The organism is Tenggerimyces flavus (assembly GCF_016907715.1).
Lineage (GTDB): Bacteria > Actinomycetota > Actinomycetes > Propionibacteriales > Actinopolymorphaceae > Tenggerimyces > Tenggerimyces flavus.
Genome location: NZ_JAFBCM010000001.1, coordinates 6,308,715 through 6,331,518, shown reverse-complemented (window position 1 = coordinate 6,331,518; position 22,804 = coordinate 6,308,715). Strand labels below are relative to the sequence as shown.

The 22,804-nt window shown below is 68.2% G+C and carries 25 protein-coding genes, 1 tRNA gene and 1 pseudogene; 12 read left to right on the top strand and 15 right to left on the bottom strand.

Annotation, left to right across the window (positions count from 1 at the left end):
- Positions 1-219 precede the first annotated feature (219 nt).
- Positions 220-1,608 (top strand): helix-turn-helix domain-containing protein, encoded by a 1,389-nt coding sequence (locus JOD67_RS29735; RefSeq protein ID WP_205121011.1) that lies wholly within the window; start codon positions 220-222, stop codon positions 1,606-1,608.
- Between the two features lie 54 nt (positions 1,609-1,662).
- On the opposite strand, the gene JOD67_RS29730 is transcribed toward JOD67_RS29735, so the two are convergent.
- On the bottom strand, positions 1,663-2,076 hold the full coding sequence (locus tag JOD67_RS29730) for a VOC family protein (protein WP_205121010.1): 414 nt from the start codon (positions 2,074-2,076) through the stop codon (positions 1,663-1,665).
- Positions 2,077-2,193: 117 nt separating this feature from the next.
- Between JOD67_RS29730 and JOD67_RS29725 the strand changes: the two genes are divergently transcribed.
- Positions 2,194-2,631 carry a Fur family transcriptional regulator gene (locus tag JOD67_RS29725; protein WP_307782600.1) on the top strand — a complete coding sequence of 146 codons (438 nt, stop codon included), beginning with the start codon at positions 2,194-2,196 and terminating at the stop codon, positions 2,629-2,631.
- A gap of 19 nt (positions 2,632-2,650) precedes the next feature.
- Positions 2,651-4,867: a catalase/peroxidase HPI gene (gene katG / locus JOD67_RS29720; RefSeq protein WP_205121008.1), complete on the top strand. Its 2,217-nt coding sequence runs from the start codon at positions 2,651-2,653 to the stop codon at positions 4,865-4,867.
- A gap of 47 nt (positions 4,868-4,914) precedes the next feature.
- Here the strand turns inward: katG and JOD67_RS29715 are convergent, their stop codons facing one another.
- Genes JOD67_RS29715 through JOD67_RS29705 form a run of 3 tightly spaced genes read right to left on the bottom strand, consistent with a single transcriptional unit; the run spans position 4,915 to position 8,257 of the window.
- Positions 4,915-5,811 carry a TolB family protein gene (locus tag JOD67_RS29715; protein WP_205121007.1) on the bottom strand — a complete coding sequence of 299 codons (897 nt, stop codon included), beginning with the start codon at positions 5,809-5,811 and terminating at the stop codon, positions 4,915-4,917.
- Positions 5,808-7,313, bottom strand: a complete 1,506-nt coding sequence (locus JOD67_RS42150; protein WP_205121006.1) for a GMC oxidoreductase — start codon at positions 7,311-7,313, stop codon at positions 5,808-5,810. Before JOD67_RS42150 ends, JOD67_RS29715 begins: the two co-directional genes overlap by 4 nt.
- Positions 7,310-8,257 carry a sugar phosphate isomerase/epimerase family protein gene (locus JOD67_RS29705; protein WP_205121005.1) on the bottom strand — a complete coding sequence of 316 codons (948 nt, stop codon included), beginning with the start codon at positions 8,255-8,257 and terminating at the stop codon, positions 7,310-7,312. Before JOD67_RS29705 ends, JOD67_RS42150 begins: the two co-directional genes overlap by 4 nt.
- Before the next feature lie 85 nt (positions 8,258-8,342).
- Between JOD67_RS29705 and JOD67_RS29700 the strand changes: the two genes are divergently transcribed.
- On the top strand, positions 8,343-8,933 hold the full coding sequence (locus tag JOD67_RS29700; RefSeq protein WP_205121004.1) for a TetR/AcrR family transcriptional regulator: 591 nt from the start codon (positions 8,343-8,345) through the stop codon (positions 8,931-8,933).
- A gap of 15 nt (positions 8,934-8,948) precedes the next feature.
- Here JOD67_RS29700 and JOD67_RS29695 read toward each other — a convergent pair whose 3' ends face one another.
- The gene (locus JOD67_RS29695; RefSeq protein WP_205121003.1) at positions 8,949-9,851 is read right to left on the bottom strand and encodes a siderophore-interacting protein; all 903 of its coding nucleotides are present in this window, start codon (positions 9,849-9,851) and stop codon (positions 8,949-8,951) included.
- 23 nt (positions 9,852-9,874) lie between these two features.
- Positions 9,875-10,852: an ABC transporter substrate-binding protein gene (locus JOD67_RS29690; protein ID WP_205121002.1), complete on the bottom strand. Its 978-nt coding sequence runs from the start codon at positions 10,850-10,852 to the stop codon at positions 9,875-9,877.
- Positions 10,853-11,090: 238 nt separating this feature from the next.
- Between JOD67_RS29690 and JOD67_RS42490 the strand changes: the two are divergent.
- The 3 genes and pseudogenes from JOD67_RS42490 to JOD67_RS29680 form a co-directional block, all read left to right on the top strand.
- A pseudogene (locus JOD67_RS42490) lies at positions 11,091-11,252 on the top strand (type IV toxin-antitoxin system AbiEi family antitoxin domain-containing protein); the annotation flags it as partial.
- A 78-nt stretch (positions 11,253-11,330) separates the two neighbouring features.
- Positions 11,331-11,687 carry a type IV toxin-antitoxin system AbiEi family antitoxin gene (locus tag JOD67_RS29685; protein ID WP_205121001.1) on the top strand — a complete coding sequence of 119 codons (357 nt, stop codon included), beginning with the start codon at positions 11,331-11,333 and terminating at the stop codon, positions 11,685-11,687.
- Positions 11,684-12,541 (top strand): nucleotidyl transferase AbiEii/AbiGii toxin family protein, encoded by an 858-nt coding sequence (locus tag JOD67_RS29680; RefSeq protein WP_205121000.1) that lies wholly within the window; start codon positions 11,684-11,686, stop codon positions 12,539-12,541. Before JOD67_RS29685 ends, JOD67_RS29680 begins: the two co-directional genes overlap by 4 nt.
- A gap of 1 nt (position 12,542) precedes the next feature.
- On the opposite strand, the gene JOD67_RS29675 is transcribed toward JOD67_RS29680, so the two are convergent.
- Together JOD67_RS29675 and JOD67_RS29670 are read right to left on the bottom strand one after the other, a co-directional pair.
- Positions 12,543-13,091, bottom strand: coding sequence for a P-loop nucleotide/nucleoside kinase family protein (locus tag JOD67_RS29675; RefSeq protein WP_205120999.1), 549 nt, complete (start codon positions 13,089-13,091; stop codon positions 12,543-12,545).
- Between the two features lie 6 nt (positions 13,092-13,097).
- A complete protein-coding gene (locus JOD67_RS29670) occupies positions 13,098-14,045 on the bottom strand; it encodes a serine hydrolase domain-containing protein (protein WP_205120998.1) in 948 nt (315 codons plus the stop codon).
- A 114-nt stretch (positions 14,046-14,159) separates the two neighbouring features.
- Between JOD67_RS29670 and JOD67_RS29665 the strand changes: the two genes are divergently transcribed.
- The 3 genes from JOD67_RS29665 to JOD67_RS29655 all read left to right on the top strand — a co-directional run bounded on the left by JOD67_RS29665 (position 14,160) and on the right by JOD67_RS29655 (position 16,912).
- Positions 14,160-14,474 carry a hypothetical protein gene (locus JOD67_RS29665; RefSeq protein WP_205120997.1) on the top strand — a complete coding sequence of 105 codons (315 nt, stop codon included), beginning with the start codon at positions 14,160-14,162 and terminating at the stop codon, positions 14,472-14,474.
- Entirely contained in the window at positions 14,471-15,634 is a 1,164-nt protein-coding gene (locus tag JOD67_RS29660) for a hypothetical protein (RefSeq protein WP_205120996.1), read from the top strand. The genes JOD67_RS29665 and JOD67_RS29660 overlap by 4 nt, the downstream gene beginning before the upstream one ends.
- Before the next feature lie 372 nt (positions 15,635-16,006).
- On the top strand, positions 16,007-16,912 hold the full coding sequence (locus JOD67_RS29655; RefSeq protein ID WP_205120995.1) for an aminoglycoside phosphotransferase family protein: 906 nt from the start codon (positions 16,007-16,009) through the stop codon (positions 16,910-16,912).
- A 738-nt stretch (positions 16,913-17,650) separates the two neighbouring features.
- On the opposite strand, the gene JOD67_RS29650 is transcribed toward JOD67_RS29655, so the two are convergent.
- From JOD67_RS29650 to JOD67_RS29620, 7 genes are all read right to left on the bottom strand, one after another.
- A tRNA-Ala gene (locus JOD67_RS29650) sits at positions 17,651-17,723 on the bottom strand.
- 69 nt (positions 17,724-17,792) lie between these two features.
- Positions 17,793-18,434 carry a histidine phosphatase family protein gene (locus tag JOD67_RS29645; protein WP_205120994.1) on the bottom strand — a complete coding sequence of 214 codons (642 nt, stop codon included), beginning with the start codon at positions 18,432-18,434 and terminating at the stop codon, positions 17,793-17,795.
- A complete protein-coding gene (rsfS, locus tag JOD67_RS29640; protein ID WP_205120993.1) occupies positions 18,431-18,826 on the bottom strand; it encodes a ribosome silencing factor in 396 nt (131 codons plus the stop codon). Before rsfS ends, JOD67_RS29645 begins: the two co-directional genes overlap by 4 nt.
- Before the next feature lie 81 nt (positions 18,827-18,907).
- Positions 18,908-19,504: a nicotinate-nucleotide adenylyltransferase gene (nadD, locus tag JOD67_RS29635; RefSeq protein WP_205120992.1), complete on the bottom strand. Its 597-nt coding sequence runs from the start codon at positions 19,502-19,504 to the stop codon at positions 18,908-18,910.
- A gap of 13 nt (positions 19,505-19,517) precedes the next feature.
- Positions 19,518-19,673, bottom strand: coding sequence for a hypothetical protein (locus JOD67_RS29630; RefSeq protein ID WP_205120991.1), 156 nt, complete (start codon positions 19,671-19,673; stop codon positions 19,518-19,520).
- Positions 19,674-19,709: 36 nt separating this feature from the next.
- A complete protein-coding gene (locus tag JOD67_RS29625) occupies positions 19,710-20,984 on the bottom strand; it encodes a glutamate-5-semialdehyde dehydrogenase (protein WP_205120990.1) in 1,275 nt (424 codons plus the stop codon).
- A 30-nt stretch (positions 20,985-21,014) separates the two neighbouring features.
- Positions 21,015-21,395, bottom strand: a complete 381-nt coding sequence (locus tag JOD67_RS29620; protein WP_205120989.1) for a VOC family protein — start codon at positions 21,393-21,395, stop codon at positions 21,015-21,017.
- A 177-nt stretch (positions 21,396-21,572) separates the two neighbouring features.
- Here JOD67_RS29620 and JOD67_RS29615 point away from each other — a divergent pair, with 177 nt between their 5' ends.
- Together JOD67_RS29615 and JOD67_RS29610 are read left to right on the top strand one after the other, a co-directional pair.
- Positions 21,573-22,364: a hypothetical protein gene (locus JOD67_RS29615; protein ID WP_205120988.1), complete on the top strand. Its 792-nt coding sequence runs from the start codon at positions 21,573-21,575 to the stop codon at positions 22,362-22,364.
- Between the two features lie 15 nt (positions 22,365-22,379).
- Positions 22,380-22,766, top strand: coding sequence for a VOC family protein (locus tag JOD67_RS29610; RefSeq protein ID WP_205120987.1), 387 nt, complete (start codon positions 22,380-22,382; stop codon positions 22,764-22,766).
- Positions 22,767-22,804 lie beyond the last annotated feature (38 nt).

The following is a 22,804-nucleotide window of genomic DNA, read 5'->3' as shown; positions in this document are numbered from 1 at the left end:
GCGTCCGCACGAGCGCAGGGCCTTTCACACATCCCCCCTGGCCTGTCACTCGACGACCTTCGCTGCCCGGCGCTCGGTCGGGCGAGGCGGCGTGCGGGCCGATCACTCGTGTGCAACTCCTCTTGTCATCGCCCCGCACCGGTGGTACCCACGTTGGGTCACTGTGGGGGTGGTGGGGAGATGTACCAACTTTCGGCGCCGTTGGCGCCGCGTCAGCGCGTGGGGTGGTTGCTCCGGACCTACCGGGGTCCGCGCACGCTCGGCGAGCTCGCGCGGGCCTTCGCCAAGCGCTCGCCGGCTTGGGCAGTGAGCCCGGCGACGATTTCCCGCTGGGAGACCGGCGCGGTCGCGGTCTCGTACCAGGTCGTGCGCCGGTACGAGCGGCTGTTCGGACTCGCCTCGCACGAACTCGTCGCCGTGCTCGACACCATGCACCGCTACTGGTCGCCGAGCCTGACCAGCGCCCCGACGCTGAGTCGCCGGCCGCAGCCGTTCGACGACCTGCTCGACCAGGCATGCTCGCCCGTCAGCCTGAGCGCGAAGGACTGGGACGAGCTCACCCTCGGCCTGGCGATGGCACCGAACGTGCACCTGCCGCGGCGGGTGTGGACCGAGCTCACCGAGCGGCTGCTGGTCGACCTGACCGTGGCGAACGGCATCGACTGGCACCGGCTGTACGAGTCGTACTGCCGCCTGCTGGCCCATCCTCGCGGTCGGCTCGCCGCCGTCGATAGCTGCGTGACGGCAGCCCGGGACCGCGGTCACCAGACGCACATCGAGATCGTCAGCATCCTCGACGCGAACGGCGATCCCGCCGCGAGCGCGGCCGTCGTGGAACAGCTGGAGGATCCGACGACCGACGCAGCGCAGCAGGGCGCGCTGCTCGCCTGCGTGCGCAAGCTCCGCCTCGGGCACTTCAGTCCCGCTCAGCGCCACCGGATCGCCGACGTGGTCAGGAGTCTTCCGCAGCGCGGCGACACCGGTCGGATCGTCGACGCGATTCTCACCTCGACTGAGGCGTCTGGCCGCGCTCCCGTCGCGGTCGAGGCGCGGCCTTCCCGCACCGATCCGCAGACCCGCGCCCGCGCTGTCGGACGCGTTGCCGCGGGTGCGAACGACCCGGCGTTGGAGCTGCTGGTCGGCGAGATGCTGTTCGCCCTCGGCCCCGGGACACGGCTCAGCGCGGCCAGCCTGATCGCCGCGTCGCCGTACCGAACGGGTGTCGCCCGCGCTCTCACCGCGGAGCTCACCCGAAGCCGCGTCGTGCTCGACCGTTCGGGCTGGCCCGACGTCGTGCTCGCCGCGCTGCGGCTGGTCGGTGGCGCTGCCGAACGCGGGATCCTCGAACGCCTCGCCGCGACCCCCGGCGTCGCCACCGAGGTCGCCCGCACGGCGGCGTACTCGCTGGGGCATCTGCCGGGGACGACGGACCGGCAGTACTGGGAGCAGGTACTGCGGCTGGACACCTCGCCCGACGTTCTCGAAGGCCTCGTCTACAGCGCCGGTCTCACCAAGCTTCGGCCCGTTCTCGAAGCGATCCAGAACGCGCCCGACCTCCCGGCCAGGCCGCGCCGGGCCGCCGCCTGGTGGCTGAACCGCGCCGCCTGACAACGACGAGGGGGCGCCACCGCGCGGTGGCGCCCCAGAGTGGATGGAGAACGCTCAGCCCTTCAGCTGGGCGAAGCGGACCATGTTGCCCGCGGGGTCGCGGAAGGCGCAGTCGCGCACGCCGTACGGCTGGTCGATCGGCTCCTGGATGACCTCGGCGCCGGACGAGCGGACCTGCTCGAACGTGGCGTCGCAATCCGGCGTGGCCAGCACGACGGCGCGCAGGAGTCCCTTCGCCAGCAGGTCGTTCAGCGCTTCGAGGTCCTCCGGCGCCACGTTCGGGTCGGCGTTGACGGTCTCAAGGACGATGTTGACGTCCGGCTGCGTCTTCGGCCCCATCGTCAACCAGCGCGCACCCCCGTACGCCACGTCGTTGCGGAGCTCGAGACCCAGTGCGTCCCGATAGAAGGCGAGCGCCTGGTCGCCGTCGTCGATGGTGATGAAGCAGTAGTGAAGTGTGAGTTCCATGTCCACGAACGTAGATCCGTGGCGGCCCCACCTGCTTCTCGATTCCTGACCGGTTGAATGCGCGACACGGCGCTCGCAATCTTGACTGATTCCAGAAAAGAGGACAAGGTAGGGCCCGTGACCACGGCAGGTACGGCGGAGTTCGAGCAGCTGCTCCGGCAAGCCTCGTTGCGCGTCACGCGACCGCGCGTGGCGGTGCTGCATGCCGTCCACGAGCTCTCGCACGCCGACACGGACTCGATCATCGACGCCGTACGGCAGCAGCTTCCCAAGGTTTCGCACCAGGCCGTGTACGACTCGCTGCACCGACTCACCGCGGCCGGGCTCGTTCGCTGCATCCAGCCCTCCGGCTCCGTGGCGAGGTACGAGTCGCGCGTCGGCGACAACCACCACCACGTCGTCTGCCGCTCCTGCGGAGCCATCGCGGACGTCGACTGCGCCATCGGCGACGCGCCCTGCTTGACCGCTTCCGACGACAGCGGCTTCGCGATCGACGAGGCCGAGGTCATCTACTGGGGCCTGTGTCCCACCTGCTCGAAAGCCAACGCAACCTGAAACCCCTTCGGAAGGACCCATGCCTGAGATTCCCGTTGCCGGAGATGCCAACACCGAACCCACCGCCACCGAGGGCGGCTGCCCCGTCGCACACGGACGCGCCGCGCATCCCACCCAGGGCGGCGGCAACCGCGGCTGGTGGCCGGAGCGCCTCAACCTGAAGATCCTCGCCAAGAACCCCGCGGTCGCCAATCCGCTCGGCGAGGAGTTCGACTACGCCGAGGCATTCAAGAGCGTCGACCTCGCCGCGGTGAAGCAGGACATCGCCGAGGTGCTGACCACCTCGCAGGACTGGTGGCCCGCGGACTTCGGACACTACGGCCCGTTCATGATCCGGATGGCGTGGCACAGCGCGGGGACGTACCGGGTCAGCGACGGCCGCGGAGGTGCCGGCGCGGGCATGCAGCGGTTCGCGCCGCTCAACAGCTGGCCGGACAACGGCAACCTGGACAAGGCCCGCAGGCTGCTGTGGCCGGTGAAGAAGAAGTACGGCCAGAAGATCTCGTGGGCCGACCTGATGATCCTCACTGGCAACGTCGCGCTGGAGTCGATGGGTTTCCAGACGTTCGGATTCGCCGGCGGCCGCGCGGACGTCTGGGAGCCCGAGGAGGACGTGTACTGGGGTCCCGAGCAGACCTGGCTCGGCGACGAGCGCTACACCGGCGACCGCGACCTGGAGAGCCCGCTCGGCGCGGTCCAGATGGGCCTCATCTACGTCAACCCCGAAGGCCCGAACGGCAACCCCGACCCGATCGCCGCGGCGCGCGACATCCGCGAGACGTTCGGCCGGATGGCGATGAACGACGAGGAGACCGTCGCGCTGATCGCCGGCGGCCACACGTTCGGCAAGACCCACGGCGCCGGCCCGGCGGAACACGTCGGTGTCGAGCCCGAGGCCGCGCCGATCGAGCAGCAGGGCTTCGGCTGGAAGAACAGCTTCGGTACGGGCAAGGGCAAGGACGCGATCACCAGCGGCCTCGAGGTGACCTGGACGACCACGCCGATCCAGTGGGGCAACGGCTTCTTCGAGCTCCTCTTCGGCTACGAGTGGGAGCTCACGCAGAGCCCGGCCGGCGCGAACCAGTGGGTCGCGAAGGACTCCGCGGAGATCATCCCCGACGCGTTCGACGGTGCGGCGAAGCGCAAGCCGACGATGCTCACGACGGACCTGTCGCTGCGCTTCGACCCGATCTACGAGCCGATCTCGCGGCGCTTCAAGGACAACCCGGCGGAGTTCGCGGACGCGTTCGCCCGTGCGTGGTTCAAGCTGACGCACCGCGACATGGGTCCGATCGTGCGCTACCTCGGGCCCGAGGTGCCGACCGAGACGCTGATCTGGCAGGACCCGATCCCGGCAGCGACGCACGAGCCGATCGGCGCCGAGGACATTGCTGCGCTCAGGCGGCAGATCCTCGAGTCGGGACTGTCGGTATCGCAGCTGGTCTCGACCGCGTGGGCTTCCGCGTCGTCGTTCCGCGGCAGCGACAAGCGGGGTGGCGCGAACGGTGCGCGCATCCGGCTTGAGCCGCAGAACACCTGGGAGGTCAACAACCCCGACGAGCTGGCGACCATTCTGCGAACCCTGCAAGGGATCCAGGAGTCGTTCAACGCCGGTGGCAAGCAGGTCTCGCTCGCCGACCTGATCGTGCTCGGCGGTGCCGCCGCGGTCGAGCAGGCCGCGAAGGCTGGCGGCGTCGACGTCACGGTGCCGTTCACGCCGGGCCGTACGGACGCGTCGCAGGAGCAGACCGACGTCGAGTCGTTCGCCGCGATGGAGCCCAGGGCGGACGGCTTCCGCAACTGGGTCGGCAAGGGCAACCGGCTGCCGGCTGAGTATCTGCTTGTGGACAAGGCGAATCTGCTCACGCTGAGCGCTCCGGAGCTGACCGTTCTCGTCGGCGGTCTGCGCGTTCTCGGCGCGAACCACAAGGGGTCGTCGTACGGCGTCCTCACCTCGACGCCGGGCACGCTGACGAACGACTTCTTCGTCAACCTGCTCGACCTGGGCACGACGTGGACGCCGACCTCGTCGGAGGACTCCGAGACGTTCGAGGCGCGCGACGCCGCGGGCGCGGTCACCTGGACGGGTACGCGGGCCGACCTGGTCTTCGGCTCGAACTCCGAGCTGCGCGCGCTCGCCGAGGTGTACGCGAGCGACGACGCGAAGGGGAAGTTCGTGCACGACTTCGTCGCCGCGTGGGACAAGGTGATGAACCTGGACCGGTTCGACAGCTGACCCAAGGTCGTAGAGGGGGCGTCACCTCGTCGAGGTGGCGCCCTTTCTCACTGTCCGATCGGATAGGAGACGTAGGCGAACCGGGTCGAGTCGGGACTCCAGCTGTTGACGTTGATCGTGCCCTGTCCGCCGAACGCCGGGACGCGGGCCAGGGGAGTGGACCAGTCTGCGGTCTCGACGAGCACCAGCTCCACCTCGCGGTCGGCGGGATGGCTCACCGTTCCCTCCGCGTACTGGAGGTACACCGCCAGGCTCCCGTTCGGCGCGAGGTGGGGGAACCAGTCGACGGTGGTCGCCGAGATCAGCCGTTCGACCTTGTCCGCAACGGGGTTCTCGTTCGGCACCCGCGCCAGCTGGGCGTGGCCGGGCTGAGATGCCCAGTTCTCGGTGTTGAAGTAGATCCACGCCCCGTCAGGCGACCACTCGGGACCGTCGACGTGCCCCGGGCCCGTCTCGACCACCGTGACCGCACCGCCGGCGGACGGCACCAGGGCGAGTCTCCCGGGATGGTTGAAGTCGACCATCCGTACGAAGCCGAGCGTCGCTCCGTCGGGCGAGACTCCGTGCAGGAAGTGCCAGACGCCGTCCTCGCTCGTGACGCGGCGAACGCTGCCGCCCTCGAGCGCTCCGTGGTAGATCTGGCCGTCCGACGCGGACATGAAGATCGCGTCACCGCGGGGATCGAGGACGTGGTCGTTGTTGATCCCCGGCAGCCCCGCGTACTCGACCCGACGAGGCTTGTTCGGAGACTCCAGTGCGAACGCCCACAGGTCGCCTTCGCCGTTCAGGTAGAGCGTCTGGCCGTCCGCGCTCCAGTTCGGAGCCTCGTACAGCAGGTGGTCGAACTCGGCGACCACCGTGGCAGAACGGGTCGCCACGTCGAACAGGTGCAGTTGGCAGGTCTGGTTCTCTCGAAGCTCTCGATGCCGCCGCGTCGTGGTCATGAACCGATTCTCTCCAGCCCGCGGGCGAGCTCGGTGGCGGCCCGCCAGGCGAGCGCGACCGTGGTCAGGGTGGGGTTCGCCGCGGTGGCGGTGGGGATGACGCCGTTGCCGCCGACGTACAGGTGGTCGACGCCCCAGACGCGCAGGTACGGGTCGCACACCGAGGCGCCGTCGTCGGTCTCGCCCATGCGTACGGCGCCCTGGTAGTGCAGCGACGAGCCGCCGGCCGCGAGCGCGGGCTCCTCGTGGAGCGTCCCGATGCGGGCGGCGCTGCGGAGCGAGTTCTGGCGCAGTTCCTCGATCGTCGCGAGGTCCCGCTCCGTACGTCCGTACCTGATCGCCATCTTCGGCATCCCGTAGAAGTCGGTCTCGGTGTCGCTGAACTCGACCGCGTCGCTGTACTGGAGGTCCTTCGCGGCGTACCAGGCCAGGATGCCGAGCCGCGACCTCGTGACGTCGTCGCCGAACGGCAGCTTGTACGCGGAGTTGGCCAGCGGCGTGACGCCGCCCTGCATCGGGCGGGCGTCGGAGAACGGGATGAGAACGGAGCCGAGGCTCTGCTCGTCCGCGGGGTAGGCGGCTGGGTCGAACTCGTCGCTGAGCTGGACGAACGAGGCCATCTGGAAGTGCTCGTTCAGGTAGTGGCCGAGCGCCTTCGGCCTGATGCCGGACGCGAACAGCACCTGCGGAGTGCGCAGGCCATCAGCACACACGACGACGCGAGTGGCGCGGACCTCGTACGTCTCGCCGGTGCGGCGGTCCTGCAGCTCGGCGCCGACCGCCGCGCCGTTCTCGACGAGGACGCGCCTGGCGAGCGTCTCGCTCCGCAGCTCGAAGCCGGGAACGGTGCGCTCCAGCTCGCCGAGGATCACGCCCGTGCCGGAGAAGAGGACCCGATCGCCCTCCCAGTGCGTGGCGGTCGGCAGGTAGCCGACCGGCGTGAGTCCGGGGCCGTCGAACTCGTCCGCCATCGCCTTGCGCATCGCGCCGAGCAGGCCGGTGGCGTCCTGGAGCTTGGTGACCTTGAGCAGCTGCTCGGCGTGGGTGAGCGCGGCGTCGAGGTCGTCGGCGGAGATGAACGGGATGCGTTCGGACTGGTGCGGCCTCGGCGTCGAGGTCGCCCAGTGGATGCCCATGCCGCCCACGCCGCTGACCATGCTCGCGGCGGGCAGCCCGACCTCGCCTGCTTGGAGTTTTGGCCGTGGGTCGACGAAGAACAGACCGGGCAGGATCGTCTGGCGGAACTCCAGGCTGGGGTCGATGCCGGGCGCGATGTCGGCGAGCGCTGCCGCTCGTTCGATGCCCGCGTCGGGGCCTTGGGTGAGGAGCTGCGCTTCGGTGCGAGCGGCGTCGGTCATGTTCATGGTGTGGTAGCCGCGCTCGCCGGGAACGCGCGGGCCGACCTCGACCATGAGGATGCTTGCGGTCGGAAGTGCGTCGCCGATGGTCCTGGCGTACGTCGAGCCGGCGGGGCCGGAGCCGATGATGAGGACGTCGATCACTTCTCTACTTCCCTCCCCTCGAGGGCGGCCCGCGCGACGTCGAGGACGCGTGCGCTCTTGGCCCACGGGTCGCCGCCGCTGCCCTCGTACTCGACCGTCAGCGCGCCTTGGTAGCCGTGCTTGGCGAGGATGTCGAGCGAGCGTACGAGGTCGACGGGACCGACTGAGCCGTCGTCGCCGACGTGGTGGGTCTTGAGGCTGACGAGCTCGGCCTTGTCGGCGAGGGCCTCGATGCCTTCGTACAGCGTGGTGAGGTCGATGCCGGCGAACACCTCTCCGGGATCCTTCTGCTCGGTCTCGCCGCCGAAGAACATCGCCATCATCGGGCCCATCAGCACGTCGAAGTTGCCGAGGTCGAGCAGCAGGCCGAGGCTGTCCTTCCCGACGGCGTCGAGCAGGGCGCGCATCCAGGCCGGATTGCTGCTCGGGCCGCCGTGGTTCTCGACGAGCAGCCTGGCGCCGCGGTCGTTCGCGAACGTGCCGAGCTCCTGGAGCGCTGCGACGAGGTGTGCGGGCGGCTGGTCGCCGTGGTGTGCGCTGAACGGGGAGCCGGGGTTGACCCGTACGAACTGCGAGCCCATCGCGACGAACCGCTCGATCCAGCGCTCGATCAATCTGAGGTCGTTCGCGCGCTTGTCGTTGTCCGCCTCGAGCAGGTCGCCGACGTCGATGGCGATGTTGAGCAGCTTGACGTTGGTGCTGGTGAGGGCCTGCTCGAACGCGTCGATCTCGGGGTCGTCGAGGCCGTCGAACTGGAACGCGACGGTCTCGATCGCGTCGACGCCGAACGTGTCCCTGGCGCGGGCGGGGAACTCCGAGATGCGCGACAGCTTCGGGTAGGGGAGCTCGAAGTGCACGTCCTTGCCCTGGGGATCGACGAAGTCGAAGACGATCGGGCCGAGGTGCTCACGGACGCTGTACGACGACACGGCCAGGGTGTTCATGCGGTCTTCTTCCTGAGGAAAGTGGGAGTGACACCCATTAAGTAGTGGGACCCGAACGGCTGTCAAGACCGGTTATGCTGCGGGCGTGGGACTGCGTGAGCGCAAGACGGCCCGGACACGTCGGCAGATCGTCGACGTGGCGCTCGACCTGTTCGTGGAGCAGGGGTACGACGAGACGACCATGGAGCAGATCGCGGAGCGGGCCGAGGTCGGGAGCACGACGCTGTACCGGTACTTCCCGAGCAAGGATCTGCTGATCCTGGACCGGTTCACCCAGTCGATGGACCTGGGGGCGCGGCTGCGTTCGCGCCCCTCGACGGAGTCGTTGTCGGTGGCGTTGGGGGCGGTGATCCACGCGTCGATCGAGGGGTTCGCCGACGAGGACGGCCGCGTGACAGCCCTGCGCCGCATCGTCGACAACGCTCCCGTACCGCGGGCCCGCCTGTGGGACCTGGTGGCGCAGGCTCAGTCCGATCTGGAGAGCGCGATCGCGGCGCGGCTGGACCGCCCGCCGGGCGACCTGCAGGTGGTCCTGACCGCGACCCTCACGTTCGCGGTGTTCCAGATCGCGGCCGAGAAGTGGTGGGCCGGCGACCACCGCGCCTCGCGCGCCGCGGTCGTCGACGAGGTGTTGCGCGCCCTCGCCGCGTCCGACCTGGTGCTCCCGTCGCCGTGATCCCGTCCCCGTGAGCTAGAGGCCGAGGGACTCCAGGCGGGCGACGTACTCGTCCTCCTGCTCCTCCTCGGGGGCGTCGGTGTCCCAGACCGCCCAGAGCCACGCGCGGGTCTTCTCGTCCAGGCCGTCGAACTTCTCGGTCCACGCCTCGGCTTTGTCGGTCCAGTACCCGATGGTCTTGTACGCGGTGGCGGGCAGGCCGCGCTCGTGGCGAAGGTACTTGCGGACGCTGCGCAGCACGCCGGTCTCGCCGGCGACCCAGATGTAGCCGGGGCCTTCGGGCAGCTCGATCGAGCGCAGGATCTCGTCCAGTTGGCTCCGGCCGTGTCCGTTCCCGCCGTACACCCAGACCAGCTCGATGTCGCCGTGGGTGGCGAGCGGCTGCTGGTGCTCCGCCGACGGCACCTCGACGATCACGCGGGTGCGAACGTGGTTCGGGCACTGGTCGAGGATCCGGCCGACGGCGGGCAGCCCGGTCGAGTCCGTGAGCAGCAGCTGCCAGGCGAGATCGGCCGGCGGGTCGTACAGGCCGGTCGGTGTGTTGACCGCGACGACGTCGCCCTTCTTGGCCCGCTGCGCCCAGGTCGCCGCGACGCCGCCGTCGTGGACGACGAAGTCGATGACGACCTCGCCTGTGGCCGGGCGGTGCTCGCGGACGGTGTACGTACGCATCGGCGACCGCTCGACGCCGTCGGGGTACGTCCAGCGGCCCTTGTCGCTGATCACCGGCAGGTTGGGCGCCTGCTGCCCGTCGGCGGGGAAGAAGATGCGCAGGTACTCGTCGCCGACGCCGGTGGACAGGAAGTCCGCGAGGTCCTCGCCGCCGAACACGATCCTCACCATGCCGGGGGTGAGCTGCTGCGTCGCGGCCACCTCCGCGGTGTAGAACCGCATGGGCAGGTCGCTGGTGATGGCCATTGTGGTGCCTCTTCTTGGGTGTCCTAGTCGAGCAGGGCTTTCTCGACGACGTCGAGGAACGCTTCGTGGCCGCTGGGCGAGCCGTAGAGCATCTCCATGTCGAACGGCACGTACGCGCCGTTCTTGACGAACCGCAGGTTCTTCCAGATCTTGTTGCTGGCAACGTCTTTCAGGGCTTCGGCTTCGCTCTGCAGCTCGCCGGTCTTCGTCGGGAACGCCGACCGGAACGCGACGTCGATGCCGTTCAACTTCTCCAGCTCTTCGAGGCTGAACTCGGTGCCCTCGCCCTTGGGACCCTTGGTGAGCGGGGAGATCCGCAGGCCGAGGTCGTTGAACACCAGACAAGGAACGCCGTAGCAGTTGGCGACGATCTTGCCGTTCATGCCGTACGTGACGGGCGCGACGACGGGATCGATCTTGGTGGCCTCGAGCCTCGCGCGTACGGCGTCGACCTTCTTCTGGTAGTTGTCCATCCACTTTTGGTAAGCGTCTCGGCGGCCCAGGGCGGTGGCGATCTGCTCGAACTTCTCCCGCCAGTCGGAGCCGTCGAAGGCGTCGATGGAGTAGGTGGGCGCGATCTCGGGGAGTCGTTTGACGACTTCCTTCTCGTAGCCGAGCCCATTCAGAATGAAGTCCGGCTTGGCGGCGAGGATGGCCTCGTAGTTGAACTCGGGGTAGTTGTGGAAGGTCTTGATGCCGTCGAGCTGTTCTTGGGGGAAGAACTTGGGGAAGTCGGTGTAGCCGTCGCCGCGGATCGGCTGCGAGTCGGCGAGGGGGATGCCGAGCGTGATCAGGATGTCGATGTCGGTGGTGTACATCCCCAACGCGTGTTGCGGATTCGTCGGGATGGTGACGTTGCCGAAGTCGGACTTGACCTCGCGTGTCTTGGGCTCATCTTGCTGCGCCGCGGTCGTCTCGGCTCCTCGGCCACAGCCAGCGAGCGCGAGCCCGGCCGCGACGATGGCAGCGACGAGTAGACGTGGCTGAACGAACTTCGGCATGCGCTCGATCCTCGGCACGTTGGTCGGACCACAACAGCACCCCGTCGGCGCAACACCGAGCCAAACCGGGCGTCTCTAGTTAGGTACACCTTACCTTAGTAGCCGCTCCGCGCGCTGCCGCCATCGCCGCATTCGGCCTCGACGATCGACGACCCCAGGTCGTGCTGATACTCAATCAGAACTTGACGTCCATCGGCGAGGTCGAGCTGAAACTAAAGATTTACTGTAGGATGAGCCGATGCCAGTCGATCGACGCGATCTCCGTCGGAGGCTCTTCGAGCTCGCCGCCGGGCAAGGCGGCTACTTCACCGCCGCTCAGGCCAAGTCGCTTGGCTACTCCCACCAGGCGCAGGCCCATCACGTTCGGGCAGGCAACTGGTGGCGCGTCGATCGTGGCCTGTTCCGCCTCGTCGAATGGGCTCCGGGCACACACGACGAACTCGCTCGCTGGACTCTGTGGTCACGAGGACGAGGGGTCGTGTCGCACGAGTCGGCCATGAGCGTGCATGGCATTGGCGAGTTCGAATCACGGCATGTCCAGCTGACGGTTCCGCCAGGATTCACCATGCGCAACGACGCCGTAGCGCTTCACTTCGCCGAGCTTCCCGCCGATGACGTCTCCGAACGTTCGGGATACCGGGTGACCACTCCAGTGCGAACGCTCATCGACATCGCCGTGAACGCACCCGATGAGGACCAGCTCGCCCGTGCCATCGACGACGCGCGGAGCGCCGGCCTGGTCACCCATCGACGCCTCCGATCCCGCGCCGAGATCCTTGACCCGCGAGCTGCGCTGTACATCGAACGCGCGATCCGACAAGCGGAGACACCATGACCTACCAATCGGCGCAGGCACTACGCACCGCATTGGAGCACCGGCTGCTGGCACGATCCAACGAGACCGGAAGCAGCCTGGACCGGCTACGTCGACGGGTGATGTTCGAGCGCGTCATTGCCCGCATCCAAGCGGTGGAACCAGGACGGTGGGTACTCAAGGGTGGCATGGCGCTCGAGGTTCGCCTGCATGACGACGCCCGGCTGACCAAGGACATCGACCTGGGGCTTCGCGATGACGTCAGTAGCGCGCTCGACCTCCATGAGCGACTCATCGAGATCCTCACTCTTGAGCTCGACCAGGACTACTTCATCTTCACAATCGACCCGCCGGAACGGCTACGCGAGGACAGCGGCGGATTCCCCACCTGGCGCGCCAAAGTCAGCGCGCAGCTGGCAGACAAGCCCTTTGGTCGCGTCCAACTCGATGTGTCACCCAGGGCTCATGAACTGCAGGTCACCGACAGGCTTGCCCTACCCAACTCGTTGGCCTTCGCCGGCGTCCCTGCCGTTGAGGTCGAAGCGGTCGACCTTCACCGGCATGCGGCAGAGAAGTTCCACGGCATGCTCCGCGACTTCGGGGATCGGGAGACCTCCCGAGTCCGCGACCTCGTCGACCTCACCATCCTGCTCGAACACGGTCTGCTCGTACCCGAGCGAACGGCCGCCGCGGTTCGAGCCGTATGGCGCGAACGCAACAACGCCGAACCACCGGACGACCTCCCGCCGCTGCCCGAGTCGTGGCCGGACCGCTACCAGCGACTTGCCGCCAGCCACGCTCTCGACATCCCGCCCTACACCGCGGCGGTCGCTCAGGTAACCCAGCTCTGGCTCCACCTGTTTCCTCGCGTCTGACCTAACTGGAGTTCGCACCACGGTGGATGAAGGTCGCGATGTCATCAAGACCTGGGTCGTACCCGTGGGTGGTGTCGACGAGAAGTCTCGGCCCGTCGAGCGAGATGGCGGCGAAGCTGTCGTTGGCTTGCCTGCCTGGTCGAGGTCCGGTGTGTGCCGCCTTGCGGACGACGTTTCCTTCATACCGGCGGGCGTTTCTCGCGCGGGCGGTCTCGGCGTCCGCCGTGCATTGGATGACGCGGATGTCAGCCAGCTCGGTCAAGGGCTCCAGGCCGGGCCGCCAGAGGTCATCTTGGAAGGCTGCCTCCGCGACCACGGTCGTGCCCGAGCGGAGGAGGAGTGAGAGGGCTTCGAAGAAGAGGGGTAACGCCTTCTGGGTCAGCGGATCGCCGGGACCTGGTTCGAAGCCGGGGTTGGCGTGGACCATGCCTTCCTTGATCTCGTCTCTGCAGATGGCCGGGCAGCCGATCATCCGAGCGACTTCGTGCGCGAGCGTGGTCTTGCCGTACCCGCCGGCTGGACCGCTGATGACGATGAGGGTCGGCACCATCGTGGGTCACGCCCCGTACTCGTAGCCGAAGAGGTCGTCGATGACCTCGCCGCCTCGCTCGTCGTTGACCAGCACCGCGAGCGCCCGGCGCTCGGCAGGAATGAGCTGCAGGCCCGAGCGAAACCCCGACCCGGGCGTCGCGCCGTGGTGGAGCATCGTCTCGCCGTAGATGACCCAGCCGAGACCGTACTGGACCACCGAGGTGGCCGGCGAGAGCGGCGTACGCATGGACGCGACGAGCTCGGCGTCGGCAAGGAGGAACTCGGCGAACCGGATCAGGTCCTCGACCGTGGACCACAAACCCGCGGCCGGACGCCGAGCCCGCGAAAGCTCCGGATGCGGAACGTCCACGCCATCGCTGTGGCCGTGGACAGCACCTGCCGGCACCGTGAAACCAGTCGAGATCATGCCGGCGGGCCGAAGGACCATGCGTTCGATCACCGACTCGAAGGTGCCGCCACCGAGCCGGGCCAGGACCGCTCCGGCGAGGTAGTAGTTCCCGTTGTAGTAGTTCCACGCCGTCCCGGGCGGATGCACCTGCCGCTTGGTCACGACCTCGCGGGCGGCGAGGTCGAGCGCATGGTCACCATCGCCCATCGCCGCGAGTACTGGACGCGTCAGCGACTCCTCCAACAGTCCTGACGTGTGGCTGAGCAAGTCCCGCAAGGTCAGGTTTCGCGCGATGTTCCAGCAGCCATCGAACTCGGGGAAGAAGTCAGCGACCGGCCGTACGTCTACTCCCGGTTCCGCACGACACAAGAGGGCTGCCGCCGCGGCGACGACGGGCTTCGTCAACGAGGCGACCTGCATCGGCATCGCCGAGGTGATCATCCGTGCGTCGCCCGCAACCCCCGCAGCAGCGGCACGTCGGCGACCATCGAACGACTCGCCCATCGCCAGCCCCGCGATCCCCGTACGAGCGACGATGTCGGACGGATCCTCACGATCACGCACGCCAGGAACGGTACCGCCACCTTGCGCCCCCGCGTTGGCTACTCTGACGCCTCATGGCAAGAGGTGTTCCGAAACCTGTGGTGCGGTTTGACCGGTCGGTGGCGGATCGTGGCGATGAGCGGGTGGGACCGTGACGACATCGACCTGGTCGCGCCGGGCTTCATCGGGTTCGCCGAGGACGGGACCGGTGAGTTCGGCTTCATCGCCGTTCGCGGTTGGATGGACTGCCGCCCGGTGGAGCGGGATGGTCGTGTCGGAGTCGAGTTCACCTGGGAGGGTGTCGACGAGGGTGGCCAGGTGAGCGGTCGCGGCTGGGCAGTCGTCGTCGACGCTGGGACGATCGAGGGTCATGTGTTCTTGCACCTGGGAGAGGACTCCAGTTTCCGGGCAGAACCCTATGGCGACGGGGATGAGTTGGACGGACAGTGAGCGAGTACCAGTACTACGAATTTCTGGCGATTGACCGACCGCTGGACGATACGGCGCAGACCGAGGTTCGGTCGCTGTCCACCCGGGCGAGAATCACTCCCACCAGTTTCGTGAACGAGTACCACTGGGGCGATTTCAGGGGTGATCCGAGCCGGTTGATGGAGCGCTATTACGACGCGCACTTGTATGTGGCCAGTTGGGGCTCGCGCCGGGTGATGTTCCGTGTGCCGGGCAACCTGCTCGATCCCGATGTCGTCGGGGAGTACTGCGCCGGCGACCTGGCGAGCGCTTGGGTAGCGGACGAGTTCATCGTGCTCGACTTCACCAGCGATGACGACGCGGGTGAGTTTGACCTCGATGACGACGCCGAGACGTTGCTCTCGGCGATTGTCGGCGTTCGGGCCGAACTCGCCTCCGGTGATCTCCGGCCGCTCTACGTCGCCTGGTTGGCCGCCCACAGCTTCTGGGAGCACGAGCAGGACGTCTACGACCGCGATGCCGACGATCTCGAACCACCGGTACCGCCAGGTCTGGGCACGCTCACCGCAACGCAGCAGGCGTTGGCTGCCTTCCTTCGCGTCGACAACGACCTGCTCGCGGTCGCGGCCCAGACGTCTCCACCGCTCGACGAGATCGCCGACGATCTCAGCGACCTCGCCGCTTGGGTGACCCGCCTGCCAGTCGCCGAGAAGAACCGACTCCTCGGACGAGTCATTCAGGGCGAAGCCGCGCGGGTGCGCATGGAAATGTTGCGCCGTTACCGCGAGCACACTGTCCCGACCATCGCCGTCCCAACCCGCCGGACTGTGGCCGACCTGCTCGACGACGCCGCACGCCGACGAACTGACCTGGACCGTCGCGTGGCAGCCCTACACGCGGAGGAGGAAGCACACCGGGAGCAGGCGCGCGCCTTGGCCCGCGAACGACGACTCGAGGAACTGGCCGACGATGAAGACGCCGCATGGTCACGGGTCGACACAATGATCGCCACACGGAAGCCGGCCGAGTACGACAGTGCCGTCTCTTTGCTCACCGATCTCCAGGCACTCGCCGTGCGGGACGACCACTGGAACACCTTCACCTTGCGCATCACCGCACTGCGGCAGACGCATGCGCGCAAACCCAGCCTCATAGAGCGCCTCAACCGAGCCGGTATCTGAACACCAGATCTACGGTGGGTTCCCATGGAAGACGATTTCCAGTCAGCGACGGTCGCGGGGCTCGCGGAGGAACTCGCGGAGTTCCCCTGACTCCCTCCGCGCCATCTACCGGCACTCCGGTTGATCATGGTCGCTCGCGTTCGGTATCGAGTAGAGAACGTCATCGGTGGTCAGTCGGAGTTGTCGACAGCCGCCCGGCTGCAGCATCTCCTGCTGATATCGCGAGGCCCTGATCCGCAGGCGACAGGCGCAGGTCGCATTCCGGCTCGTGGCGTGATGCCCGCGTCATCTCGCCTGGACGGTGGCAGACACTCCTTCCCCTAAGCTCGCCTACAGGGAAGGACGAGCTAGGCAGACCAAGGGGGCTGATGCGTGACGACTGCGCTTCGCATTCCGGATCGGTTGGCGCGCACCGTCGTCTCGGAGTTCGGCGATGTCGGACGTGACTGGCTGGCGCGACTGCCGACTCTGGTCGCTGACGCGGCGTGTGTGTGGCAGCTGCAGGTGGGCGCCCCGTTCGAGCCGGGCGGCAACGTCGGGTGGGTTGCTCCCGTACGCCGAGCGGACGGCAGCGACGCGGTGTTGAAGGTGGAGTGTCCGGGTCATCGCAATCCGTGGGCGGCAAAGGGCTTGCAGCACTGGGCTGGTCGCGGAGCGGCGCGGCTCTTCGACTCCGACGAGGCGAGTCAGGCCTTGCTGCTCGAGCGGTGCGTTCCCGGCACGAACGGTGATGACCTCGACGTCGCGACCGGGAACGAAGTCGTTGCGTCAGCACTCGCCGAGTTGCACGCGGTCGAACCTCCCGCAGAGGACGAGTTCGAGCCACTCGCGATGGTGGTGGAGGGCCTCCGCGAGACGATGTGGGACTGGTTCGATCGGTTCGAGCGGCCGGTGGATCGAGGCGTCGTCGCGCAGGCGGACGAGCTGTTCACCTCCCTGATCGCATCCTCGACGGACACGGTGTTGCTCCACGGCGATCTTGGGCCGGGGAACGCGGTGCTCTCCGAGCGTGGATGGTTGGCGATCGATCCGTTCCCGGTGCTGGGTGATCGCGCGTTCGACGTGAAGCAAGTTCTGTCGTTGCGTGACCTCAGTGACGCGCGGGAGCATGTCGCGTTCTTTGCCGATCGTCTGGACCTCGATGCGCGACGCGTCGCGGGCTGGACGTTCGCGTGCTGTGTGCAGGTCGCGCTGCGACACAGGTCGGTCGGAGACGCGGTGCGATTCCGCACGTTCCTCGACCGTACGGAACAGCTCTCATCGCAACGCCTGGTGTAGCCCGCTCACGCTGACCACCAAGCGCGGGTCCGGGGCTCGGCCCCGGGGGAATGACAAAGGGACCAGCGGGAAGCGGCGAATGCCGCGACCACACTGGTCCCAGGAACCAGGGTCCGGGAGATCCGACGTGCTCGGCGATGTCCATGCCGGCCACGGGCCTGCTCACGGTGACCACCAATTGCGGGTCCGGGGCTCGGCCCCGGGGGAATGACAAAGGGACCAGCGGGAAGCGGCGAATGCCGCGACCAGACTGGTCCCAGGAACCAGGGTCCGGGAGATCCGACGTGCTCGGCGATGTCCATGCCGGCCACGGGCCTGCTCACGGTGACCACCAATTGCGGGTCCGGGGCTCGGCCCCGGGGGAATGACAAAGGGACCAGGGGGAAGCGGCGAATGCCGCGACCAGACTGGTCCCAGGAACCAGGGTCCGGGAGATCCGACGTGCTCGGCGATGTCCATGCCGGCCACGGGCCTGCTCACGGTGACCACCAATTGCGGGTCCGGGCTCGGCCCCGGGGGAATGACAAAGGGACCAGGGGGAAGCGGCGAATGCCGCGACCAGACTGGTCCCAGGAACCAGGGTCCGGGAGATCCGACGTGCTCGGCGATGTCCATGCCGGCCACGGGCCTGCTCACAGTGACCACCAATTGCGGGTCCGGGCTCGGCCCCGGGGGAATGACAAAGGGACCAGCGGGAAGCGGCGAATGCCGCGACCAGACTGGTCCCAGGAACCTTTGTGGAGCTGAGGGGATTCGAACCCCTGACCCCCTCCATGCCATGGAGGTGCGCTACCAGCTGCGCTACAGCCCCGTGCCGGAACGGCTCAGCGAGTGTATCGGGTGACTGCCCGGCAAACGAAACCGGTATCCCTCGACACGCTCAGCGGTCGTCGGAGAGTACGGGTTTGGGCAAGGTGCCCGCGTTCCACTCCACGATCCGCCAGCCGCGGCGGCCTTGTTCGACCACGGACCAGGAGCAGTTCGACAGGCCTCCCAGCATGCTCCAGTGCTCCGGCGGCAGGCCGACCAACGCCGCGATGCCGACCCGTCCCGCCAGGCCGTGCGTCGCCACCACCACGGTCGAGCCGTCAGGCCCCAGGTCCGTGGCGCGCTGCAACGCCTTGGCCGCGCGATCTGCCACCTCGGCCACCGTCTCGCCGTCTCCGCCGCCGCGGCGGACGTCCTCGCCGGACGCGATCAGAGCGGCTTCGCGCGGCCATGAGGCGGCGAACTCGGCTTGGGTCAGGCCCGACCACGAGCCCACGTCGATCTCGCGCAGGTCCGGGTCGTACGTCACCGACAACCCTGTCAGCAACGCGAGCTCGGCAGCGGTCGCGGCGGCCCGGCGCAGGTCGGAGGCGACCAGGGCGGCGGGCTCCAGTGCGGCCAGACGGGCAGCCGCGGACTGGGCCTGGGACACGCCCACCGAGTCCAGCTCGATGTCCGTCTGCCCCTGGAACTTGCCGTCCAGGTTCCAGCTGGTCCGGCCATGCCGCCAAACGACCAGTCGTCGAGCGGTCACGCGTCCGTTCCCGTACGGCTCCGCTCCAGGTTCACCGTTTCTGGCAACGGAATCTCCGGGCAGTCGCGCCACAGCCGCTCGAGCGCGTAGAACTCCCGCTCGTCGGCGTGCTGCACGTGAACGACGATGTCGATGTAGTCGAGGAGCACCCAGCGGTTCTCCCGTTCGCCCTCGCGGCGTACGGGTTTCGCACCCGCCGCCCGAAGACGGTCGACGACTTCGTCGACGATCGCTCCAACCTGCCGATCGTTGGCGGCGGAGCAGAGAACGAACGCGTCGGTGATCGCGAGCCGTTCCGACACGTCGAACGCGACGATGTCGTGCGCCAGCTTGTCCGACGCGGCATGCGCGGCGGCGAGGGCCAGCTCGATGGCTCGATTCGTTGCGGGCACGGGGTCCTTTCTCACAGTCCCGGACGTCGTCCTACCGGCCGGGCCAGCGTCTGATGTCGAGGCCAAAGCACTTCTAGGGTCTCACGCCGAGCGGTACATGTGCCTCTTGTTGATGTACTGCACGATTCCGTCCGGTACGAGATACCAGATCGGCTGGTCCTTCACGACCCGTTCGCGGCACTCCGTGGACGAGATCGACAACGCCGGAATCTCGACGATCGTCACCACGTCGGGCGGGACCTTCGACACGTCCAGCGCATGCCCCGGCCGCGTACAGCCAACGAAATGCGCCATTTCGAAGAGTTCGTCCACCTCGCGCCAGGTGAGGATCTGGGTCAGCGCGTCGGCGCCGGTGATGAAGAAGAACTCCGCGTCCGCCCCATGCAGGTCCCGCAGGTCACGCAGCGTGTCGACGGTGTACGTGAGCCCCGGCCGGTCGATGTCCACCCGGCTGACCGAGAACCGCGGGTTCGACGCCGTCGCGATCACTGTCATCAGGTACCGGTCCTCGGCCGGCGACACCGACCGGTCGCCCTTCTGCCAGGGCTGACCGGTCGGGACGAAGATCACCTCGTCCAGGTCGAACTGCGACTGCACCTCGCTCGCGGCCACCAGGTGGCCGTGATGGATCGGGTCGAACGTCCCGCCCATCACGCCGAGTCGCGGCCTGCTGCTCATCGTGGACCCCCGGTCAGGAGTGCGGACGCCCCTTGCCGAGCGCCAGAACGACGATCAGCAGGACGAGCAGGATCACGAACGTGCCGACACCGATCCAGATCGGCGCGATCGGGAGCTCGGTGTGGGTCTCCTCGGCGGCGGCGAGGAGGGCGAGGTGCGTCTGCTGCATGATGCCGAGCCTATCCGCCCCCACCGACGCCTGGCGTCAGGGGCGGACGTGTCCCTCGCCGATCACGATGTACTTCGTCGAGGTCAGCTCGGGCAGACCCATCGGGCCGCGGGCGTGCAGCTTCTGGGTGGAGATGCCGATCTCCGCGCCGAACCCGAACTCGCCGCCGTCGGTGAACCGCGTCGACGCGTTCACGACCACCGACGCCGAGTCCACCGCCGCCACGAACCGCCGGGCCGCCGCCTGCGAGCGGGTGAGGATCGCGTCGGTGTGCCCCGAGCCGTGCTTGCGGATGTGCCGTACGGCGTCGTCGAGGCTGTCGACGACCGCCGCGGCTATATCAAGAGAGAGATACTCCGTGTCCCAGTCGTCGTCGGTCGCGCGCACCACATCCTTGCTGTACGAACGGATCCGCTCGTCGCCGTGCACGGTCACGCCCGCGTCCTTCAACGCGGTGAGCGCCTTCGGCACGAACTCGTTCGCCACCGCCTGGTGCACGAGGAACGTCTCCGCCGCGTTGCAGACGCTGGGCCGCTGCGCCTTCGCGTTCAACAAGATCGCGATCGCCTGGTCCAGGTCGGCCGAGGAGTCCACGTAGACGTGGCAGTTGCCGACGCCGGTCTCGATCACCGGAACGGTCGACTCCTCGACCACGCTCTTGATCAGGCTCGCCCCGCCCCGCGGGATCAACACGTCCACCAGCCCGCGGGCGCGCATCAGGTGCTTCACGGCCTCGTGTCCGTCGCCCGGAACGAGCTGGACGGCGTCCGGTGGCAGCCCGGTGTCGGACAGCGCGCGGCGGAGCGTCTCGACGATCGCCGCGTTCGACTCCCGGGCGGACGACGAGCCGCGGAGCAGGACGGCGTTGCCGCTCTTCACGCACAGCCCGGCGGCGTCGGCGGTGACGTTCGGGCGGGCCTCGTAGATGATTCCGACGACGCCGAACGGGACGCGCACCTGGCGCAGCTCGAGCCCGTTCGGCAGCGTGTAGCCGCGCACGACCTCGCCCACCGGGTCGACCAGGCCGGCGACCTGGCGCAGCCCGTCGGCCATGGCGCCGATGCGCTTGTCGTCCAGCTTGAGCCGGTCGATGATCGCCTCGGACGTGTGCATCGCGCGAGCCCGGTCGATGTCGTTCGCATTCGCCGCCATGATCAACGCGCTGTCGACCTCGAGCGCCGCCGCCATCGCGTTCAGCGCGGCGTCCTTGGCCGCTCGCGAACGGGTCGCGAGGTCCACCGCGGCCTCTCTGGCCCGGCGGGCAGCGGTGAGTACGGCCTCTTGCTCGTGCGGTCTCTGCGCGTCGGTCATCTACAGATAGTAGGTGGCCGCGTACCGAGGTCAGGCCACGGACTCGTCGGACTGGTAGGCGCCGAAGACGTTGCCCTCGGTGTCAGTGAAGTACGCGACGTAGCCCACGCCGGGGATCGTCATGCGCTCCAGCACCTGTTGTCCGCCGGCGTCGGCGACGGCCTTCTCGGTGGCGCCGATGTCCTCGACGTCGATCGAGCAGCTGAAGCAGTTCAGCGGCTGGCCGGGCTCGGGTGCCGGACCCTGGCGCTGCATGATCGCCCCGTCGATCCCGGGCGTGTCGGTACCGGTCACGAGCAGCCGGTAGTCGTCTCGCCAGTGCTGGGTCGTCCAGCCGAACACCTGGGTGTAGAAGCGCTCGGCGCGGTCGAGGTCGTCGGCGTGGACCTCGAAGTGCACCACTCTGTTCATCGGGCCTCCTTCGGCGCAGGGTGCCGGCATCGTCGCATCAGGCACCGACAGGCCACGGCCGGTTCGCGGGAGAGGACAGGCGTCCGTTGTGGACAGGCGGGTACGCGTCTCGTCGTACGCAAGGTGCCGCTCCACGGCGGACGCTGCCGACACGTCTGGCAGACGACGATGGTCAGCATGAACACGATGACGGTGCAGGCCAGGGCGGCGGCCTCGGAGCTGTGGGACGTCTGGCGGTACGCGAGCCACGTGGAGCGGACCGCGTACGTGATCGCCGCTGTCCTCCTGACCAGCGGACTCGCGCACGCCGGCATCCTGCTCGCGACCGGCGCGTCGTGGGAAGGACCGGTGTCGCTGCGGAAGGCGGCGACGTTCGGGCTGTCGTTCGGCCTCACGCTGCTGACGGTCACCTGGGCGGGCTCGTACGTCCGGATGGCGCCGGCCCTGCGGACTGGACTGCTGAGCGTGTTCAGCGCCGCATGCGTGCTCGAGACGTTCCTGGTCAGCATGCAGGCGTGGCGGGGCGTCCCGTCGCACTTCAACTTCGAGACGCCGTTCGACACAACCGTCGCGATGACGCTCGCCGGCGGTGGCGCGGTGCTGATCGTGACGATCCTCGCCTTCACCGCCGCGGCGCTGCGTGCCCAGGCGGCGCTCTCGCCTGGCATGCGTTTCGCGCTGCGGTACGGGTTCGTCACGCTCCTCGGCGCCCTCGTCGTCGGCGCGCTGATGATCGCCGACGGCGTGACGCAGGTGCGGTCCGGCGACCCGGAGGGCGCGTACCTCACCGCCGGCGGGCTGAAGCCGCTGCACGCGGTGACCATGCACGCCGTCCTCGTGCTGCCCGGCATCGCGTGGTTGCTCCGCTTCACCGGCTGGACGGAGTCGCGGCGCCTCCGTATCGTCCAGATCGCCGCGGCCGCGTACACCGTGGCCATCGCGATCGTGGCCGGGTCGGTCATCGGGTGACGGGAGAACGAGCTCGTGAGTCCACCGAAGCTGCGACTCGGGGCGCTGACGATCACGGCCGAACGGCCGCTCGAGCTGGCGAGGTTCTACTCCAAGCTGCTCGACTGGCCGTACGTCCGTGAGGAGCCGCCGGACTACGCGCTGGTGTGCCCGCCTGACGGCGTGCACGAGCCGGCGCTGAACTTCGAGCTCGACCGGCACTTCCGGCGTCCGGTCTGGCCGAGCGAGAACGGGGAGCAGTTCGCCTCGCAGCACCTCGACATCGGCGCCGAGGACCTGGACGTCGCCGTCGCCTGGGCTGTGGAGTGTGGCGCGGTCGAGGCCGAGTTCCAGCCGAGTCCGGCGTACCACCGCGTGATGATCGACCCCGACGGCCATCCGTTCTGTCTCTGCTTGTCCTGACAAGCCGGGGGAAAACCATTCGAGGGTGTCGGCCCCCC

What these genes read in the sequence shown, in the direction of transcription:
- JOD67_RS29730 (WP_205121010.1), bottom strand. Translation starts at nt 2,076, where the DNA reads ATGGAACTCACACTTCACTACTGCTTCATCACCATCGACGACGGCGAC.
- katG (WP_205121008.1), top strand. Translation starts at nt 2,651, where the DNA reads ATGCCTGAGATTCCCGTTGCCGGAGATGCCAACACCGAACCCACCGCC.
- JOD67_RS29715 (WP_205121007.1), bottom strand. Translation starts at nt 5,811, where the DNA reads ATGACCACGACGCGGCGGCATCGAGAGCTTCGAGAGAACCAGACCTGC.
- JOD67_RS29705 (WP_205121005.1), bottom strand. Translation starts at nt 8,257, where the DNA reads ATGAACACCCTGGCCGTGTCGTCGTACAGCGTCCGTGAGCACCTCGGC.
- JOD67_RS29695 (WP_205121003.1), bottom strand. Translation starts at nt 9,851, where the DNA reads ATGGCCATCACCAGCGACCTGCCCATGCGGTTCTACACCGCGGAGGTG.
- JOD67_RS29690 (WP_205121002.1), bottom strand. Translation starts at nt 10,852, where the DNA reads ATGCCGAAGTTCGTTCAGCCACGTCTACTCGTCGCTGCCATCGTCGCG.
- JOD67_RS29680 (WP_205121000.1), top strand. Translation starts at nt 11,684, where the DNA reads ATGACCTACCAATCGGCGCAGGCACTACGCACCGCATTGGAGCACCGG.
- JOD67_RS29675 (WP_205120999.1), bottom strand. Translation starts at nt 13,091, where the DNA reads ATGGTGCCGACCCTCATCGTCATCAGCGGTCCAGCCGGCGGGTACGGC.
- JOD67_RS29665 (WP_205120997.1), top strand. Translation starts at nt 14,160, where the DNA reads ATGAGCGGGTGGGACCGTGACGACATCGACCTGGTCGCGCCGGGCTTC.
- nadD (WP_205120992.1), bottom strand. Translation starts at nt 19,504, where the DNA reads ATGAGCAGCAGGCCGCGACTCGGCGTGATGGGCGGGACGTTCGACCCG.
- JOD67_RS29630 (WP_205120991.1), bottom strand. Translation starts at nt 19,673, where the DNA reads ATGCAGCAGACGCACCTCGCCCTCCTCGCCGCCGCCGAGGAGACCCAC.
- JOD67_RS29625 (WP_205120990.1), bottom strand. Translation starts at nt 20,984, where the DNA reads ATGACCGACGCGCAGAGACCGCACGAGCAAGAGGCCGTACTCACCGCT.
- JOD67_RS29620 (WP_205120989.1), bottom strand. Translation starts at nt 21,395, where the DNA reads ATGAACAGAGTGGTGCACTTCGAGGTCCACGCCGACGACCTCGACCGC.
- JOD67_RS29615 (WP_205120988.1), top strand. Translation starts at nt 21,573, where the DNA reads ATGAACACGATGACGGTGCAGGCCAGGGCGGCGGCCTCGGAGCTGTGG.